Below are 17367 nucleotides of genomic sequence, written 5' to 3'. Positions count from 1 at the left end.
GCTCTATGCTGCGCGCGCAACGGCCGAGGGCAATTCGCGCCCCAGCACATCCGCAAACCACTTGTTGGCCGCAATCGCGGCTGCGAGATCGATGCCCGTGTCCACCCCGGAACGTGCCATCATGTAAATGAGGTCTTCGGTCGCGATGTTCCCGGTCGCACGCGGGGCAAAGGGGCAGCCGCCGAGGCCACCGAGCGAGGCATCGAACACGCGCACGCCCGCCTTGTAAGCCTCCCACGCATTGGCAATGCCGGTGCCGCGCGTGTTATGGAAATGCGCGCGCATCGGGATTGTGCCGCCGAGCGTCTCGCCCAGCTTGCCGAACAATTCGCCCGCCTCCCACGGCGTGCCGACGCCGATGGTATCGGCCAGCGCGATTTCCTCAGGCGCTTCGGCGGCGATTTCCTCCGCGATGGCGAGCACCGTTTCGTGCTTCACCTCGCCCTCGAACGGGCAGCCAAACGCGGCGCTGATGGTGACCTGCGCGCGCATTCCCTCCGCGCGGGCGAAGCGCAGCATGGCGCGGGTTTCGGCGATGCCTTCCGCAATCGTCTGCCCCTGGTTCTTCTGACCGAAGGTATCGCTGGCGACGATGACGCAGCCGACCTGATCAACCCCGCGGGCGCCATTTTCGCGGGTGGCCAGCGCGCGCATCACGCCGCGCTTGTTGAGGACGAGGCCGATATAGGTGCAGTCGCTCCGATCCGGCAGGCCCGCGATCACCGCCTCGGCATCGGCCATTTGCGGGACGCGCTGGGGATGGACGAAGCTCGCCACCTCCAGCCGCCGCGCACCGTAGCCGATCATGCGGCTGATGAGGTCGAGCTTCACTTCGGTCGAAATAATGTCGGGTTCGTTCTGCAACCCGTCGCGCGGGCCCACTTCGACCAGTTCGATCGCGCAGACGGACTTTGGGCCTGACATGATGAATCGCCTGTTGCTGATGCGGTAAGCTTCGGTAGGTCAATTACCGGGTTTGTATACAATTGCAATCATGCTTGGGTCGGGAAGTTCGGCTGGAACCGCGGGCCGGGAACGTGCGTTGTTACGCCTTGCCGTTACCATAGCGGGGCGCTGGCGGGCCAACCGTCTTGGCGAAGGTGTGGAAGGCGCGGCGCAAGTGGCTGCCCATCACCGCGCGGGCCCAATCGGGATCGCGGGCAGCAAAAGCGGCGATCAACTCGTCATGATCGCGGGCTGATTGGCGCAGGTCGTCCTGCGAATAGGTGCGTGCCGTCCGCAGCACCACCGGCGCTTCAACCAGCCGGCCCAGCAACTGCCCCAAACGCGGCGAATGGGCCGCTTCGATGATCACTTCGTGGAAGGCGCGGTTGGCTTCGAGAAAGCGCACGACGTCGGGTTCGGGCTGTTCGATCGCGGCCTTCAAAGCGCGGTTGATCGCCTCCAGGTCGCCGATCTGCTCTCGGGAAAGGCGCTGGGCGGCGCGCTCCGCCGCGTGGCATTCAAGCATCTGGCGCAGTGCGAACATCTCCTCGATATCGTCGCGGCTCCAATCGGCCACGAACAATCGCTTGGTATCGCTGCGCACCAGCAGCAATTCATCCTCCAGCCGCCGCACCGCTTCACGCACAGGCGTACGGCTGACCCCGGTGATCTGCGCAAGCTGATCTTCGGTGAGCTGTTCGCCGGGCTTCAACGCCGCGCTCATCAGATGCGAGCGGATCTTGGCATAGGCCTGTTCGGATGCGCGGCTCATGCGGCTGTGGTCCGGGGGAGGGGGGAGGTGCGGGGGATGATCATGCCCTTCCTGTTCTAGGCCGTCCGACGCCAGTCGCAAGCCTGTGCGGCGGCAAGAACACACCCCATCAGCCTTGTCACGGCAATTCAGTTATGCACTTGACGAGATGGTTTTGTATACAATAACCACGCGAACCAGGGCAACAGGGGAGTGCCGTGAAGCGTATCAAGGTCATCGTACCGATCGCAATGGACGAAGCAGGCGTCGCCAATCGCGCGCAGCAGCTTCCGGCCGATTTCGTGCGCCCGGGCTTCGCGCCCACCTTCGAAGCGGTGCGCTGGGGCGCGGCGCTCGGCGATTCCTATCACGATACGCTGTTGATGGACTGGACGGTGTTCCAGGCTGGGGTGACGGCAGAGGATGAAGGCTACGCCGGAGTGCTGATCGACACGGTCAGCGATTCGGGGCTGTGGCCGCTGCGCTCGGCTCTCAACATCCCCGTCGTTGGCCCTGGCGAGGCGAGCTTTGCCGCCGCGATGATGCTGGGCAAGAAGTTCAGCGTCATCACCATGTGGCCGCAGTGGTTCCCGCTCTACGAAAAGGTGCTGAACCAGCACGGCTGGGACCATCGCTGCGCATCGGTCCGGTCAATCGACACGCGGCCTGACGTGACCGAACTGCTTGAAGGCAAGGAAGAGGTCGTCTTCGCCAAGCTGAAAGCTGAGGCCATGCGCGCCATCAATGAAGATGGCGCGGACGTGATCGTGCTGGGTTCGACCACCATGCACCAGTCGGCGACCTATCTGCAAAGCGAACTGCCGGTGCCGGTGATCAACCCCGGGCAGGTCGCCTACAAGCAATTGGAAACGCTGATCGAACTGGGGATGACCCATTCCAAGAAAGCGTTTCCCGCACCCGAAGTGCCCAAGCACGCCGATATCCGAAAGGGCTGGTACTGATGAGTGAGTGGCAAGAGGGCGGGTCGGGCCAGACCGCGCTGCCCTATCCGGTCTATGTCGATATCGTCACCAAGCGGTATTTCGACGGGGTCGATAACAAGCACATGGACAAGGTGCTCGATTGCTTCACGCCGGATGCCATCCTGACTGAGGTGACCAGCAACACCGTCCATCAGGGCCGCGAGGCGATCCGGGCGATGTTCGTGAAGCTGTTCGCCGACTTTGAAAGCATCTGGCACGGCAATTTCGTCCACACCGCCGACCCGGAGACGAACGCGATCTGCTCGCAGTTCACCGTGCTGATCACTCCCAACGGGGGCGAGGAGTTGCGGTATGAAAATTGCAACCGCTTCTACTTGAAGGATCGGTTGTTCCACCGCGTCTATGTCTACATGTCGGGTGACAACCTGCTGAAAGAAGGGGACGTCTGATGCAGTACGAACCCACTCTCTCGCGCGCCGAGCTGATCGACTTTGCGCTGAACAAATACTTCGCCCGCGTCGATGCCAAGGACATGGAAGGCGCGCTCGACTGCTTCCATGACACCGCGCTGTTCTGCGTCCAGACCGCTTTCACGCGCCACGCCGGCAAGGCCGAAATCCGCCGGATGTTCGAAGATTTCTTCGGCGCCTACGAAACCATCATCCACCGCGATTTCACCTGCACGGTAGACGAAGCCAATGGCCGCATCACGGCGAGCTTCACCGCCGAACTGCATGATGCAGCCGGGCAGGTGACGTTGCTGGAAAACACCAATTTCTGGCGACTGCGCCCCGGTGCGGACGGCCCGAAGTTCCAGGAAGTCTATGTCTACATGAGCGGGGCCAACGTCCTCGTCTGATCGCCTATCTCTCAATCCTCTTCAGGAGAGCCGTCCCATGAATGTCCGTTTGGTTCTTGCTTCTGGCGCGGCGCTCGGCGCCATTGCCCTGTCCTCGCCCGCTCTGGCGCAGGACGCCCCCGCCTCTGAACCTGCTGCCGAGGAGGAAGGCGGGATCATCGTCACTGCTCGCCGCCAGTCGGAAAGCTTGCAGGACGTCCCCGCCGCCGTCACCGTGTTCGGCGCGGAAACGCTCGCCAAGACCGGGGTGCAGCGCGCGGATGACTTCATCCAGCTGACGCCGGGCGTCACCATCGTCACCGGCACCGCCGAAGCGGGCGACACCCAGATCAACATTCGCGGCATCAACGGCGCGCGCGACGCGGAAAGCTCGGTCGCGCTGGTGGTCGACGGAATCCTCAAGACCAACACCGCGCAATTGAACCAGAACCAGGGCACGCTGCGCCAGGTCGAAATCCTGAAAGGTCCGCAAGGCGCGCTCTATGGCCGCAATGCTGCGGCGGGCGCGATTGTGCTGCAAACGCTGAAGCCCGGCGATGCGCTGGAAGGCGGGATGCTGGTCCGCGCGGCGCAGGACAACACCTACCTTGCCAATGGCTTCATCTCGACCCCGATCGGCGACACCGCGGGGCTGGTGCTCTCGGCCAATTATTCGACCACCGATGGCTTCTTCCGCAACAGCTTCCTCGGCAATTCCAAGACAATCGACGATCAGGAAGTCTTCGGCATCGACGGGCGCTTCGTGGCGCAGCTGGGGCCGAACACCGAGCTCGACGTGAAGGCGCGCTATGCGGACCTGCGCGGCGCTTCGATCAACTTCAACGCCAGCTTCCACCTGCCCAACTTTGCGGCGGTGAACCCGGCGTTCTTCGAAGATGTGAACGAGCATCCCTTCGGTTTCTATTCGAACATTCGCCCGACCAATGATCAGGTGACCTTCGAAACCTCGGCCAAGGTCGAGCATGAGTTTGAAAGCACCACGCTGACCGCATGGGTGCTCTACAGCGATGTCGACCAGTCGCTCACTGCAGACAGCACCTCGGCCGACTTTGCCCGCTTCACCTTCCCCGGCGCGACACCGGCATCGGTGGCGGCGTCCAACGCCTGCTTTGCCAGCACCGCCGCGCTGACCGGCTTCCCGCTGAACCAGCCGACCTTCATCGGCAATAACCCGGTCCCGTTCATCTTCGATCCGGTCAATGGTTCGACTTTCGGCCCCTACAGCCCGACCACCTGTGACGGCACCCAGTTCCAGATCCGCAAGCAGGAAGACATCAGCGGCGAAATCCGCCTCGCCTCGAATGGGGACGGCGCGATCAACTGGCAGGTCGGCGCGTATTACCTCCACATCGACCGCGAGGTTGGGGTGAGCCTTGGGGCGGACCTTGGCCGCGGCATCATCCGCGAGCTGTATAACGCGCCGGGATCGGACAACCCGACCACGCAGCTTTACCACGATGCGTTCAAGACCGACGTCTATGCGGCCTTCGCGTCCATCGATGCCGATGTGTCCGATCGCTTCAACGTCAGCTTTGCGGGCCGTTACGACATTGAGGACCGTCAGGTGTCCAGCCTTGTGCCGGCGGTGTTCGATCCGATCACGGGCGGGCCGATCAACCCCGGCCAGACCGTCGTGGGCGGCGCGGTTCAGCCGATTGCGCCGAAATCGGAAACCTTCAAGCAGTTCCAGCCCAAAATCTCGCTGCGGTATGAACTGACCGACGACATCAACCTCTATGGCAACTGGGGGATCGGCTTCAAATCGGGCGGGTTCAACAACCAGGGCTCGGCCGCAATCGTCGATTCCGCGTTCAACGATTTCATCGGCACCAACGTGCTGATTGACGACCAGTACCGCAAGGAAGTCTCCAGCGCCTTCGAAGCGGGCGTGAAGGGCACGCTGCTGGACGGCGCAGTGACCTTCGATCTGGCGGGCTACTACACCAAGGTCGAAGACATGCAGTTCTTCGAATTCTTCGTGGGCGGCTTCGGCCTGCTCCGCGTGGTGTCGAACATCGATGAGGTCGAGCTATACGGCGCCGAGCTTAACCTGTCGGCAGAAATCCTTGATGGCTGGACGGTGTTCGGTTCGGGCAACGTGACCGAGAGCGAAATCCTCGAAAACGCCTCGCGCCCGGTGACGGTGGGCAACAAGTCGCCCTATACCGCCGATTACACCCTGAACTTCGGGACGCAGCTTGATCTGCCGGTTTCGGACAGCATCGATTTCGTCACCCGCGCGGATTACCGCATCACCGGCCCGACGTGGTTCCACACGTTGCAGGATGATCCCAACCCGACGCTGTTCAGCGGGCTGCTGCCGGGTTCGGCGCTGGCGCTGCCGGCCTTCGTGGGCGATGCCGATTACTCGGTTTCGCAGCGCGACACCTTCAGTGTGTTTGATCTGCGCGTCGGGCTGGATGCGAAGCGCTGGTCGATCACGGCCTATGCTGAAAACCTGTTCAACGAGAAGTATCTGAACGAGGTCATCACCGCGGTCGAGTTCGGCGGATCGTTCATCTCGCCGGGTGCGCGTCAGCGCTTCGGGGTGGAGTTCGGTTACAAGTTCTAAAACAACAAGAGCCCTTGCGGGCGTCGCAAAACCAATTGAAGCGCGCAGAGACGACCCGCTCTGCGCGCTTCTTTTTTGCTCCGATCAGGGCGCGGGTGTGGCCGTTGCCGGGGCCGCGGGTGCGCTCCACCACGACAGGGTCTGGTTGTCATGGGCCGAGGTCCACACGCCCTTGGGTGTCCAGCGCAGCGCGCCGCTGCCCACCGCATCGCCCATCCGCGCGCGGATCTTGAGCGTGGCGGGATCGATCACCACCATCGTCTGATCATCCGTGGTGCGCAGCCACACCGCGCCGCCATTGGCATCGATATCGCCCCATTTGAGGTTATCGCCGACCTTGGTGCGGCCCGCGATCTTGAGGCTGGCCGGATCAACCTTGGCGACCGTGCCATCGCCCTGTTCCTGCACCCACACCGCGCCTTCACCCGCTGCGAGGAAGCCGGGCGTGTCGCCCAGGGCGGCTGATCCGGTGACGGCGTTGGTCGCCGGATCGACCCGCTCCAGCACCTTGCCTTCGCTCGACACCGCCCAGACCGCATCGAAGCCATAGGCGAGATACCACGTCTCGGGTGTGACGGTGACGGTCGCGACGATCGCATTGGTCGCAGGGTCGATCCGCGCCAGCTTGCCTGCCGGATCGCTCGGCACCCAGACAGAGCCTGCGCCCGCGATCACATTGGTTTCGCCCTTGGGATTGGCGAGGCCAGTGGCGATCTTGGCTTCGACCGCGGCGGTCTTGAGGTTGATGCGCCACAGCTCACCGTCGTCGCAATTGGCGACCCACAGCGATCCGGCCGCAATCGCCATCGTGCCGCAGGGGCGGGGGACAGGGGTGCTGGCAAGCTTGCCCGCAGGCGACCATTGCTCGACCCGTCCGTCATTGGTGACCCACACCGTATCGCCATCGACCGCGAGGAAATCGGCGAAGCCTGGCACTTTCAGCGCGGTTTCGGTGAGGTCGGGCGCGGGGCCGACCATCTCCGTGGGTGGTTCGCTCTCCTCAGCCGCACACGCCGCGACAGCAAGGCTGGCGGCAAGGGCAAGAGCAAGCGGGCGGGCAGCGGAATTGCGCATCATGGGTGTCATGGGTCTCTGAGCCTCCACGCATGGCAGGGAAAGGAGAGGAGCGCCGCAAGGGCACAATGCCTGCCAGACTGACGCAACCTTGCGCATATTACTTTTGCAATCAATCGTAATAATTCCCCATAGACAAACGCAGCAAACGAGGGGATGTTCGCACCCGCAACATAGGGGACGAATCATGCGCCACTTGGCCCGCCGCGCGGCCCGCTTCCTGCTTATCGCGCTCGCCCTTGCGGTGACGGCCTGTTCGGGCAGCGAGGAGGACGCATCCGCGCCCCGCACCGACTTCAACATCGGTTGGTCGATCTATGCTGGATGGATGCCTTGGCCCTATGCCCAGCAGGCCGGAATCGTGAAGAAGTGGGAAGACAAGTACGGCGTCAAGATCACCTTCGTGCAGGTCAACGACTACATCGAGAGCGTGAACCAATACACCGCTGGCAAGCTGGACGGCGTGACCGTGGCCAACATGGACGCGCTGACGATTCCGGCGGCGGGCGGCAAGGACACCTCGGCGATCATCCTTGGCGATTATTCCAACGGCAATGATGCGGTGCTGCTCAAGGGCGCGGATTCTGTAGCGGGGATCAAGGGGCGGCAGGTGTACCTCGCCGAGCTTTCGGTCTCGCACTACCTGCTCGCCCGCGCGCTCGAGACCTCTGGCATGAAGCTGACCGACGTGAAGACGGTCAACACGTCCGACGCCGATATCGCCGCCGCCTTCAGCGCTCCGGATGTGACTGCGGCAGTGGCGTGGAACCCGCAGGTGACCACGATGAAGGGTGTCGCTGGCACGAAGGCTGTGTTCACCTCGGCCGATATCCCGGGTGAGATTCTTGACCTGATGGTGGTCGATACGGCGGTGCTGAAGGCGAACCCCAATCTCGGCAAGGCATTGGCGGGGATCTGGTACGAAACGATGACGCTGATGGCCCGGCAGGATGCCGAGGGCGCTGCCGCCCGCGCCGCGATGGCGAAGCTGGCGGGGACAACGCCGGAGGAATTCGAAGGCCAGCTCGCCACCACCTTCCTCTACGCCGATCCCAAGGCGGCGCTGATGGCAATGGCCTCGCCCGATCTGGTCACCACCATGACCCGCGTGCGCGATTTCAGCTTTGCTCAAGGCCTGTTCGGCCAAGGTGCCCGTTCGGCCGATGCGGTTGGGATGGAGTTCCCGGGCGGCAAGACCCTGGGTGACAAGGCCGCGATCACCTTGCGCTTCGATCCGACCTATATGCAACTCGCCGCCGACGGGAAGCTCTAGGCCGATGCGCTGGGTGACCGCCCAGCCGGGGCGAGGCCGGGCGATCCTGTTGGGCGCGCTGCCGCTGGTGGTGCTGGCCTTCGCCTACATCGTCGCCGCTGCCGCGCGCCATTCCGATAACGCGGCGGACAAGATCCTGCCGCTGCCCGGAGCAATGGCCGCAGCGATGGCGGCGCTGATCTTCGAAGCCGATCCGCTGTCCGGCCAATATCTGTTCTGGGCCGATACCCTCGCCAGTCTCACGCGCTTGGGGCTAGGCCTTGGCATTGCTACGGCATCGACACTTTGCGTCGGCCTGGTTGTCGGTTCATTGCCCCCGGTGAGAGCCACATTGGGCCCGCTTGTCACCGCGATTGCCGTGATCCCGCCCATTGCGCTGCTGCCGATCTTGTTCATCGTGTTCGGATTGGGCGAGACGGCCAAAGTGGCGTTGATCGTCATCGGGGTCGCCCCGTTCATGATCCGCGACGTGGCCGGACACATCGCCGCTCTGCCGCGCGAACAGGTGATCAAGGCTCTGACTTTGGGCGCAAATTCCTGGGGCGTGATACTGCGGGTGGCTTTGCCCCAAGCGATGCCGCGCCTGATCGAGGCGCTGCGCCTGTCGCTGGGCCCGGCCTGGGTGTTCCTGATCTCCGCCGAAGCCATCGCGGCTGACGTAGGGCTGGGCTACCGCATCTTCCTCGTCCGCCGCTACCTCGCGATGGACGTGATCCTGCCCTATGTCGCCTGGATCGCGATCCTCGCCGTGGTGATGGATTTCGCCCTGTCGCGCGGCAGCCGCCGCCTGTTCGGCTGGGCGCACGGGGCCGCGCACTGATGGCGTTGCTGAGCCTGAAAAACCTGTGGGTCGAGTATGGCGAGAAGGTCGTGCTCGAACGGATTTCGCTCGATATTGCCGAGGGTTCCTTCGTGTCGATCATCGGGCCTTCGGGCGCGGGCAAAAGCAGCCTGCTGCGCGTGGTGCTGGGGCAGGAGAAGCCGACGCGCGGGACGATCACTTTGGACGGCGCGCCGCTGCCGCCGGAATGCGGGCCGGATCGCGGGGTGGTGTTCCAGCGCTACTCGGTGTTCCCGCATTTGACAGTGCTGGGTAACACCCTGCTGGGGCTGGAGTTCTCCGCCTCGCCTTTCACCGCCCGCCTGTTCGGTAGCGCCCGGCGCGCCGCGATCTCAGAGGCAGAGGCGATGCTGGAGCAAGTCGGGCTGGCGGACAGCCGCCACCTCTACCCCGCGCAGATGTCGGGCGGGATGCAGCAGCGCCTCGCCATCGCCCAAGCGCTGATCAAGCGGCCGCGTATCCTATTGCTGGACGAGCCCTTCGGCGCGCTCGATCCCGGCATCCGCAAGGATATGCACGCGCTCATCACCCGGCTGTGGCGCGAGCATGGGCTGACGATCATCATGGTCACCCACGATATCAAAGAGGCGTTTTCGCTCGGCACACGGGTGCTGACGCTCGACAAGCGCCGCCATGATCCGCACGCCCCGCAACGGTATGGGGCAGCCGTGGTCTATGACCTCGAATTGACCCGCAAAGTCCAGCACGTCCCTGCGGAAGCGGGGGCGGATGAACAGGTCGAGGTCGACGGTATTACGATTGACAGAGTTGGTAATAATTGAAATGATCGCTGCATGAGCTCCCCCGAACCCTCTCGCCTCGCGCGTCTCAGCATGAGCCTGCCGGCTGAGCTGTTCCGCCAGCTCGACATGATGGTGGAGGAACGCGGGCTACCCTCGCGCTCGCAGCTGATCGCCGAGCTGATCCGCCACGCGTTGGCCGAGCATGAGGCGCTGACCCGACCGGACGAGACGCTCGCGGGGACCGTGACCATCGTCTATGCTGGAGGCGGTGGCAGGGTGCGCCAGCAACTCGCTGAAACGCAGGTGGATTACCTGAAAGAGGTAATCTCGTCGCAGCACGTGTTCCTCGAAGAGGACCAGTCGCTCGAAGTGCTGCTGGTGCAGGGGCCTGCGGTGCGGCTCAAGCAGCTGTGCGATGCCCTGCGCGCAATCCGAGGCGTGCAGCAATTGCAGCTCGTCACCACCACGGCACTGTTGCCGCCGCTGCATGAACAGGACTTCCCGCCCGCGCGGCAGGAGGCGGCGGAATGAGCGCGACCGCCGATCCCAAGGCCGCGCGCGACCATGCCCGCGCGCAAGGCGGTACGCGGGTCGAAGCGATGCCGACCCTGCCGCCCGTCGCAAGCGACCTGCCCGAAGGCGTCGCAGGTGATGACCTGCTCTGGGAAGAAACCATCGCGCCGGGCGGCTATGCCTCCCGGCGGATCGCGCGCGGCACGCGGCTGCGGTTGATCGACAAGGCAGGCGATGCCTGTGCGAGCCTCAACATCTTCAACGCCGACATGCCGACCGAGCGGCTGAACGTCGCCGATACGGTCAAGGTGCAGTGGAACGCCTATCTCGACGCGGGCAAGCTGCTCCTCAGCGACATGGGGCGGGTGATGATGAGCCTCGTTGAAGATGACGCGGGCACGCATGATACCTTCTGCGGTGTCTCAAATGCCGCCAGCAACCTGCGGAAATATGGTGAGGGTCGTAATTCCGGCGCTTATCCCAATGGGCGCGACCGGCTGATCCTGGGCGCGGCCAAGCACGGGCTGACGCGGCGCGATGTCCACCCGTGCGTGAACCTGTTCAAGGGCACCCGGATCGAAACCGACGGCACGATCACGCCGATTGTCGGCCCTTTCGCACCGGGCCGCGCAGTTCTGCTGCGTGCCGAGATGGATGTCGTCGTCGTCATCGCCAACTGCCCCCATGTGCTCGACCCGCGCGAGGGCTGGAACTCCGCTCCGCTGCGCGTCACCGCATGGCGCGGCCCGATCGCGGCTGAACAAGACCCCGTGCGCAATGCCACGCCAGAAGGGCAGCGCGCCTTCCTCAATACCGAGGACTACTACCGCCGATAACCCGCGCAAAAAGCAAGGCAAACCATGACCAGCGATCCGGCCCTCTCCGGCCTTACCGGCAGCATCATTCACGACGAGATCGTGCCCGCCCGCGCGCCGTGGTTGCACCATGTCGCGGCGGGCGAGGTGCTGCGGATTGTCGATCTGGAAGGCAATCAGGCGGTCGATTTCCTGATCTATGCCGCCGCCGATGATGCCGAGCGGTACTCGGCGCAGGACACGGTGGCAGCGCAGGGCAATCTGTTCCTGCGCACCGGAACCATGCTTCTCTCGAACGAAGGCCGCGCGCTGATGACCATCGTGGACAGCGCGGTGGAATATCACGACACTATCGGCGGAGCGTGTTCGTGCGAATCCAATACCTTGCGCTATGGTCATCACACCAAGTCACAGCATGCCTGTGTCGATAACTTTCTTGAGGCCAACCTTACCGAGGGGCGCGGCAAGCGCGATATCGTCTCCAACATCAACTTCTTCATGAACGTTCCGGTGGAGGAAGACGGCACGCTGGGTATCGTTGACGGCATTTCCGCGCCGGGCCTCACCGTCGATCTGCGCGCCGAGATGGACGTGATCGTGGTCGTGTCGAACTGCCCACAGATCAACAACCCCTGCAACGGCTTCAACCCGACGCCGGTGCGCATGATCGTGGCCCAGAACGCCAACGCATGAGTTTCGATACCGTCCTTATCGCCAACCGGGGCGCGATTGCGACGCGGATCATCCGCACCTGCAAGGCGATGGGGCTACGCAGCGTGGCGGTCTATTCCGAGGCGGACGCAGGTTCGCTCCATGTCAGCGCGGCGGATGAGGCCGTGTGCATCGGGCCGGGGCCAGCGGCGCAGAGCTATCTGAATGTCGAGGCCATTCTCGCAGCGGCCAAGGCGACGGGCGCCGGGGCAATCCATCCGGGCTACGGCTTCCTCGCCGAAAACGCGGAGTTTGCGGAAAGCTGCGCGGCCGTCGGCATCGCCTTTATCGGGCCGACGCCGGACAATATCCGCACCTTTGGCCTCAAGCACTCCGCCCGTGCGCTGGCCGAAGCGCATGGCCTGCCACTCGCCCCCGGCACCGGGTTGCTGACCGGCGAGGACGAGGCGGCCGAGGCTGCGGCGCGGATCGGCTATCCGGTGATCCTCAAGGCGACTGCCGGGGGCGGCGGCATCGGCATGCGCATTTGCGAGAGCGAGGCGGCGGTGCGCGAGGGCTTTGCCGCCGTCGTCCGGCAGGGCGAAGCGAGCTTCGGTGACGCGGGCGTCTTCCTTGAGCGTTATGTCGCCCGCGCGCGCCATATCGAGGTGCAGATTTTTGGCGACGGGCAGGGCCGGGTGATGGCGCTGGGCGAGCGCGACTGCTCGCTGCAACGGCGCAATCAGAAGGTCGTGGAAGAAGCGCCCGCACCGTGCCTCTCGGATGCCAAGCGCGCCGAGTTGATCGCTGCCGCCGTGCGGCTGGGCGAAGCGGCGGGGTATCTTTCGGCAGGCACCGTCGAGTTCCTGTACGATGCGCAGCGCGACGATTTCTTCTTCCTCGAAATGAACACCCGGCTTCAGGTCGAACACGGCGTCACCGAGGAGGTGATGGGGATCGATCTGGTCGAATGGATGATCCGGGGCGCAGCGGGCGATTTCGCCTTTCTCGATGCCCCCGCGCCCGTCGCCCACGGGCACGCGGTGCAGGTGCGGCTCTATGCCGAAGACCCGGCGATGGAATACCGACCGACGATCGGCACGCTCACCAATGTCGCCTTCCCGGACAATATCCGCGCCGAGACCTGGGTCATGGCGGGCAGCGAGGTCAGCGCGTTCTACGATCCGATGCTGGCCAAGCTCATCAGCTTTGCCGACACCCGCGATGGCGCGATCAGCGCGATGCAGGCGGCGCTCGATGCGAGCCGCGTGGACGGGATCGAGACCAACCTCCGGTGGCTGCGCGATGTCGTGCGGCACGAGGGCTTCACCAGCGGGCAAGTCTCGACGCGGATGCTCGACACCGTCACCCATACGCGCCGCGCGGTGCGGGTGATTGCAGGCGGCACGGCGACTTCGGTGCAGGATTTTCCCGGCAGGCTCGGGCTGTGGGATGTGGGCGTCCCGCCATCCGGGCCGATGGATGATCGGAGCTTCCGGCTGGGCAATCTCATGCTCGGCAACCCCGAAGGCACAGCGGGGCTGGAAGTCACCGCCAGCGGCCCGACGCTGCTGTTCGAGGCGCCTTCAACTATTTGCCTGACCGGCGCGGATTTCGGCGCAAAGCTCGACGGCGCGCCAGCCCCGCGCGGGATGCCGATCGCGATTGCTGCCGGACAAACGCTGACGCTGGGCCGGGCGACCGGCGGGGGGATGCGCGGCTATATCCTGTTCGCGGGCGGGCTTGATGTGGTGCCCTATCTCGGCAGCGCGGCGACCTTCACGCTGGGCCAGTTTGGCGGCCACGCCGCGCGGGGGCTGGTGGCAGGCGATGTGCTGCATCTGGGCGACGCTGCGATCGGCGCGGGTATCGCGGCTGCGCTGCCTGAGCTTGCCCGGACATGGGAGTTGCGCGTCCTCTATGGCCCCCACGGCGCGCCCGATTTCTTCACGCCGGACGACATTGCCCGCTTCCTCGAAGCTGAATGGCAGGTGCATTACAACTCCAACCGCACCGGGGTTCGCCTTGTCGGCCCCAAGCCCGAATGGGCGCGGCGCGACGGGGGTGAGGCGGGGCTGCATCCCTCGAATATTCACGACAACCCCTATGCCATCGGCGCGGTCGACTTCACCGGGGATATGCCGATCATTCTGGGGCCGGACGGGCCGTCGCTTGGCGGGTTCGTGTGCCCCTTCACCGTGATCGCGGCGGACCGGTGGAAGATCGGCCAGCTCAGCCCCGACGACCGGCTGCGCTTCGTGCCAGTCACGATTGCTGACGCCATGGCGGCCAACGCCGAACCGCTGGACCAAGCGACCGCGCCGAGCCCTGCTGTGCCCATCGCAGACCTTTCGCCGGTCCTCGCCGCGTTCCCCGCGCAGGGCGCGCGCCCCAAGACCACCTATCGCCAGCAGGGCGACCGCAACATCCTGGTCGAGTATGGCGACATCGTGCTCGATATCGAGCTGCGCATCCGTATCCATGCCCTGATGCAGGCGCTGGAGGCGATGAAGCTGCCCGGCGTGATCGACATCACACCGGGCATCCGCTCGCTGCAATTGCACTTCGACGGTACCACGCTGGACCAGCCCCGCGCGCTCGCTGCCCTGATGGCGGCCGAGGAGGCGATGGGGGATCTCGATGATTTCGAAGCGCCCTCGCGCATCGTCCACCTGCCGCTGAGCTGGCGCGATCCCGCGATTGAGGAGACCATAACGAAGTATATCGGCACGGTACGCGATGATGCGCCGTGGTGCCCGGACAATATCGAGTTCATTCGCCGCATCAATGGCCTGCCCGATGCGCAGGCGGTCGAAGATCTGATCTTCGATGCGAGCTACCTCGTGCTGGGCCTCGGCGATGTCTATCTCGGCGCGCCGGTCGCCACGCCGGTCGATCCGCGCCACCGGCTCGTCACCACCAAATACAACCCCGCGCGCACCTGGACCCCGCCCAATGTGGTCGGGATCGGTGGGGCCTATATGTGCATCTACGGGATGGAGGGGCCGGGCGGCTATCAGCTGTTCGGGCGCACCATTCAGGTGTGGAACACGCACCGGCAGACTGATGCCTTTGTTGATGGTAAGCCGTGGCTGCTGCGGTTCTTTGACCAGATCCGGTTCTTCCCTGTCACCGCCGACGAACTGACCGATTGGCGCCGCGATTTCCCGCATGGCCGCCGGTCGATCCGCGTGGAGGAGACCACTTTCCGCCTCGCCGATTACCGCGCGTTCCTGGCCGACAATGCCGCCAGCATCGCCGCTTTCGAGACCACCCGCCAAGCCGCCTTTGATGCCGAACGCGCCGCGTGGCAGGCCTCGGGCGAGTTCGACCGGGTCAGCGACCTGCTTGAGGGCGGGGCAGGCGGCGGCGATGTGGCGGCAATCGAGGTGCCGGACGGCGCGGACGTCATCGAAGCCCCGTTCGGCGGTTCTGTGTGGAAGCTGCTGGTCGCCCCCGGCGATGTGGTGGCGGAAGGCGACGTGATTGCGGTGATCGAAGCGATGAAGATGGAATGCCCGTTTGAAAGCCCTGCCAGCGGTACGGTGGCCGCGCTCTACATTACCGAGCATCAGGCCTTGCAACCCGGCGCGCCGATGCTGGCCTTGAGGAAAGCATCATGAGCGCCTTCGCCCGCCTCAGCGCGACCGCCATCGCGGCAAGCGTCACCAGCGGCGCGGCCACGGCGCTCGCCGTGATCGAGGATACGCTCGCCCGCCTCGCTGCCTATGATGCGCACCAGCCGCAGGTGTGGATCAGCCGAGCCGATCCTGCCGCCCTGCGCGCCGCAGCCCGCGCCATTGACGCACGGGTTGCTGCTGGCGAGCACCTGCCGCTGGCCGGTGTGCCATTCGCGGCGAAGGACAATATCGACGTTGCGGGGCTGGAGACGACTGCTGCTTGCCCAGCCTTCGCCTACCGCCCCGAGCGTTCCGCCACCGTGATCGAACGGCTGGAGGCAGCGGGCGCGATCTGTGTCGGCAAGACCAATCTCGATCAGTTCGCCACGGGCCTTGTCGGCACGCGCAGCCCCTATGGCATTCCGCGCAACGCCTATAACCGCGACTATGTCAGCGGCGGGTCGAGCTCCGGTTCGGCGATTGCCGTGGCGGCGGGGTTGGTGGCCTTCGCGCTTGGCACGGATACGGCAGGATCGGGGCGGGTGCCGGCCGCGTTCAATCACCTGATCGGGTTGAAGCCGACCAAGGGCCGCTGGAGCACGCGCGGGCTGGTGCCAGCCTGCCGCACGCTCGATTGCATCACGGTGTTCACCGATGCCCTGCACGATGCGCAGGCGGTTGACGCCGTCATCGCCGGGTTCGACGCCGAGGATGCCTTCTCGCGCACCCTTGCGGACGTGGCGATCAGCGGGCGCCGGATCGGCGTGCCGCGCCGCGACCAGCGAGTGTTCTTCGGCGATGTCGCGGCTGAATATCTCTACGACCGCGCACTCAGCGTGCTGGCGGCGCAGGGCGACATCGTCGAGATCGACATCGCCCCGCTGCTCGAAGCCGCGCGCCTGCTCTACGGCGGGCCGTGGGTGGCCGAACGCACGGCCGCCATCGCTCCGTTGCTCGAGAGCAATCCGCTCGCCATTGACCCGGTGGTGCGTGAAGTCATCGCGCCCGGCAGCGCCATGCTGGCGACCGAGTTGTGGAACGGCATCTACCGCCTCGCCGAGTTGCAGCGCCATGCCGAGAGCATGTGGGGCGAGGTCGATGTGCTCGCCTTTCCCACCACCGGCACGACCTATCGCGTGGCCGAATTGCTTGAAGCGCCGGTGGCCTTGAACAGCAATCTCGGGCTCTATACCAATTTCGTGAATCTGCTCGACATGGCCGCGCTGGCCGTGCCCGCCGGTGCGCGCGACAATGGCACGGGCTTCGGGATCACGCTGATCGGGCCTGCACACAGCGATTGTGCGCTCATTGATCTTGCGCGTTCGTATCTGGCTTCGGCCGACCTTCCCCTTCCGCCCCCGCTCGATCTTGGAGACCGCATGGACACCGTCAAACTCGCCGTCGTTGGTGCACATCTTGAAGGGATGCCGCTGCATTGGCAGCTGACCTCGCGCGGAGCGACCTTCGTGGGCGCCTTCACCACTGCGCCCAATTACCGGCTCTATGCGATGGCCGATAGCGTCCCGCCCAAGCCCGCACTGGTGCACAGCGAGGACGGGGCGGAAATCGCGCTGGAAGTCTACGAGCTCGACTTCGCCAGCTTCGGCAGCTTCGTTGCCGAAGTCCCGCCGCCGCTGGCCATCGGCACGGTGACGCTGGCGGACGGCAGCAGCGTGAAGGGCTTCGTCGCCGAACCGCGCGCGCTGACCGGGGCGGAGGACATCACCCATCTGGGCGGCTGGCGCGCCTATATCGCCTCGCGATGA

At 64.8% G+C, this 17367-nt stretch carries 15 protein-coding genes; 12 read left to right on the top strand and 3 right to left on the bottom strand.

What is annotated here, in order from left to right; all coding sequences use genetic code 11:
* Positions 1-3: 3 nt before the first annotated feature.
* Positions 4-924 (bottom strand): hydroxymethylglutaryl-CoA lyase, encoded by a 921-nt coding sequence (locus GVM20_RS11755; RefSeq protein WP_166547386.1) that lies wholly within the window; start codon positions 922-924, stop codon positions 4-6.
* Between the two features lie 121 nt (positions 925-1045).
* Positions 1046-1717 (bottom strand): GntR family transcriptional regulator, encoded by a 672-nt coding sequence (locus tag GVM20_RS11750; RefSeq protein WP_166547385.1) that lies wholly within the window; start codon positions 1715-1717, stop codon positions 1046-1048.
* A gap of 197 nt (positions 1718-1914) precedes the next feature.
* Here GVM20_RS11750 and GVM20_RS11745 point away from each other — a divergent pair, with 197 nt between their 5' ends.
* The 4 genes from GVM20_RS11745 to GVM20_RS11730 are packed head-to-tail and all read left to right on the top strand — an operon-like array spanning position 1915 to position 6071.
* Positions 1915-2658: an aspartate/glutamate racemase family protein gene (locus GVM20_RS11745; protein WP_353653151.1), complete on the top strand. Its 744-nt coding sequence runs from the start codon at positions 1915-1917 to the stop codon at positions 2656-2658.
* A complete protein-coding gene (locus GVM20_RS11740; protein ID WP_166547384.1) occupies positions 2658-3089 on the top strand; it encodes a nuclear transport factor 2 family protein in 432 nt (143 codons plus the stop codon). Before GVM20_RS11745 ends, GVM20_RS11740 begins: the two co-directional genes overlap by 1 nt.
* Positions 3089-3499, top strand: a complete 411-nt coding sequence (locus tag GVM20_RS11735) for a nuclear transport factor 2 family protein (protein ID WP_166547383.1) — start codon at positions 3089-3091, stop codon at positions 3497-3499. The genes GVM20_RS11740 and GVM20_RS11735 overlap by 1 nt, the downstream gene beginning before the upstream one ends.
* Positions 3500-3536: 37 nt before the next feature.
* Positions 3537-6071, top strand: coding sequence for a TonB-dependent receptor (locus GVM20_RS11730; protein ID WP_166547382.1), 2535 nt, complete (start codon positions 3537-3539; stop codon positions 6069-6071).
* Positions 6072-6155: 84 nt separating this feature from the next.
* Here the strand turns inward: GVM20_RS11730 and GVM20_RS11725 are convergent, their stop codons facing one another.
* The gene (locus GVM20_RS11725) at positions 6156-7145 is read right to left on the bottom strand and encodes a Vgb family protein (protein WP_166547446.1); all 990 of its coding nucleotides are present in this window, start codon (positions 7143-7145) and stop codon (positions 6156-6158) included.
* Between the two features lie 187 nt (positions 7146-7332).
* Here GVM20_RS11725 and GVM20_RS11720 point away from each other — a divergent pair, with 187 nt between their 5' ends.
* From GVM20_RS11720 to atzF, 8 genes are read left to right on the top strand one after another with little or no spacing between them, the layout of a single operon-like run.
* Positions 7333-8418 carry a putative urea ABC transporter substrate-binding protein gene (locus GVM20_RS11720; protein ID WP_166547381.1) on the top strand — a complete coding sequence of 362 codons (1086 nt, stop codon included), beginning with the start codon at positions 7333-7335 and terminating at the stop codon, positions 8416-8418.
* 4 nt (positions 8419-8422) lie between these two features.
* Entirely contained in the window at positions 8423-9238 is an 816-nt protein-coding gene (locus GVM20_RS11715) for an ABC transporter permease (RefSeq protein ID WP_166547380.1), read from the top strand.
* Entirely contained in the window at positions 9235-10041 is an 807-nt protein-coding gene (locus GVM20_RS11710) for an ABC transporter ATP-binding protein (protein ID WP_166547445.1), read from the top strand. The genes GVM20_RS11715 and GVM20_RS11710 overlap by 4 nt, the downstream gene beginning before the upstream one ends.
* Before the next feature lie 12 nt (positions 10042-10053).
* Positions 10054-10533, top strand: a complete 480-nt coding sequence (locus tag GVM20_RS11705) for a CopG family ribbon-helix-helix protein (RefSeq protein WP_234031977.1) — start codon at positions 10054-10056, stop codon at positions 10531-10533.
* Entirely contained in the window at positions 10530-11351 is an 822-nt protein-coding gene (locus tag GVM20_RS11700; RefSeq protein ID WP_166547379.1) for an urea amidolyase associated protein UAAP1, read from the top strand. Before GVM20_RS11705 ends, GVM20_RS11700 begins: the two co-directional genes overlap by 4 nt.
* A gap of 24 nt (positions 11352-11375) precedes the next feature.
* Complete coding sequence (locus GVM20_RS11695; protein WP_166547378.1) at positions 11376-12023, top strand: urea amidolyase associated protein UAAP2; 648 nt, start codon at positions 11376-11378, stop codon at positions 12021-12023.
* Positions 12020-15604 (top strand): urea carboxylase, encoded by a 3585-nt coding sequence (uca, locus tag GVM20_RS11690; RefSeq protein WP_166547377.1) that lies wholly within the window; start codon positions 12020-12022, stop codon positions 15602-15604. The genes GVM20_RS11695 and uca overlap by 4 nt, the downstream gene beginning before the upstream one ends.
* On the top strand, positions 15601-17367 hold the full coding sequence (gene atzF, locus GVM20_RS11685) for an allophanate hydrolase (protein WP_166547376.1): 1767 nt from the start codon (positions 15601-15603) through the stop codon (positions 17365-17367). The genes uca and atzF overlap by 4 nt, the downstream gene beginning before the upstream one ends.

The sequence above is a fragment of the Porphyrobacter sp. SLTP genome (genome assembly GCF_009905735.1).
Lineage (GTDB): Bacteria > Pseudomonadota > Alphaproteobacteria > Sphingomonadales > Sphingomonadaceae > Erythrobacter.
This window is presented reverse-complemented; position numbering and strand designations above follow the sequence as displayed.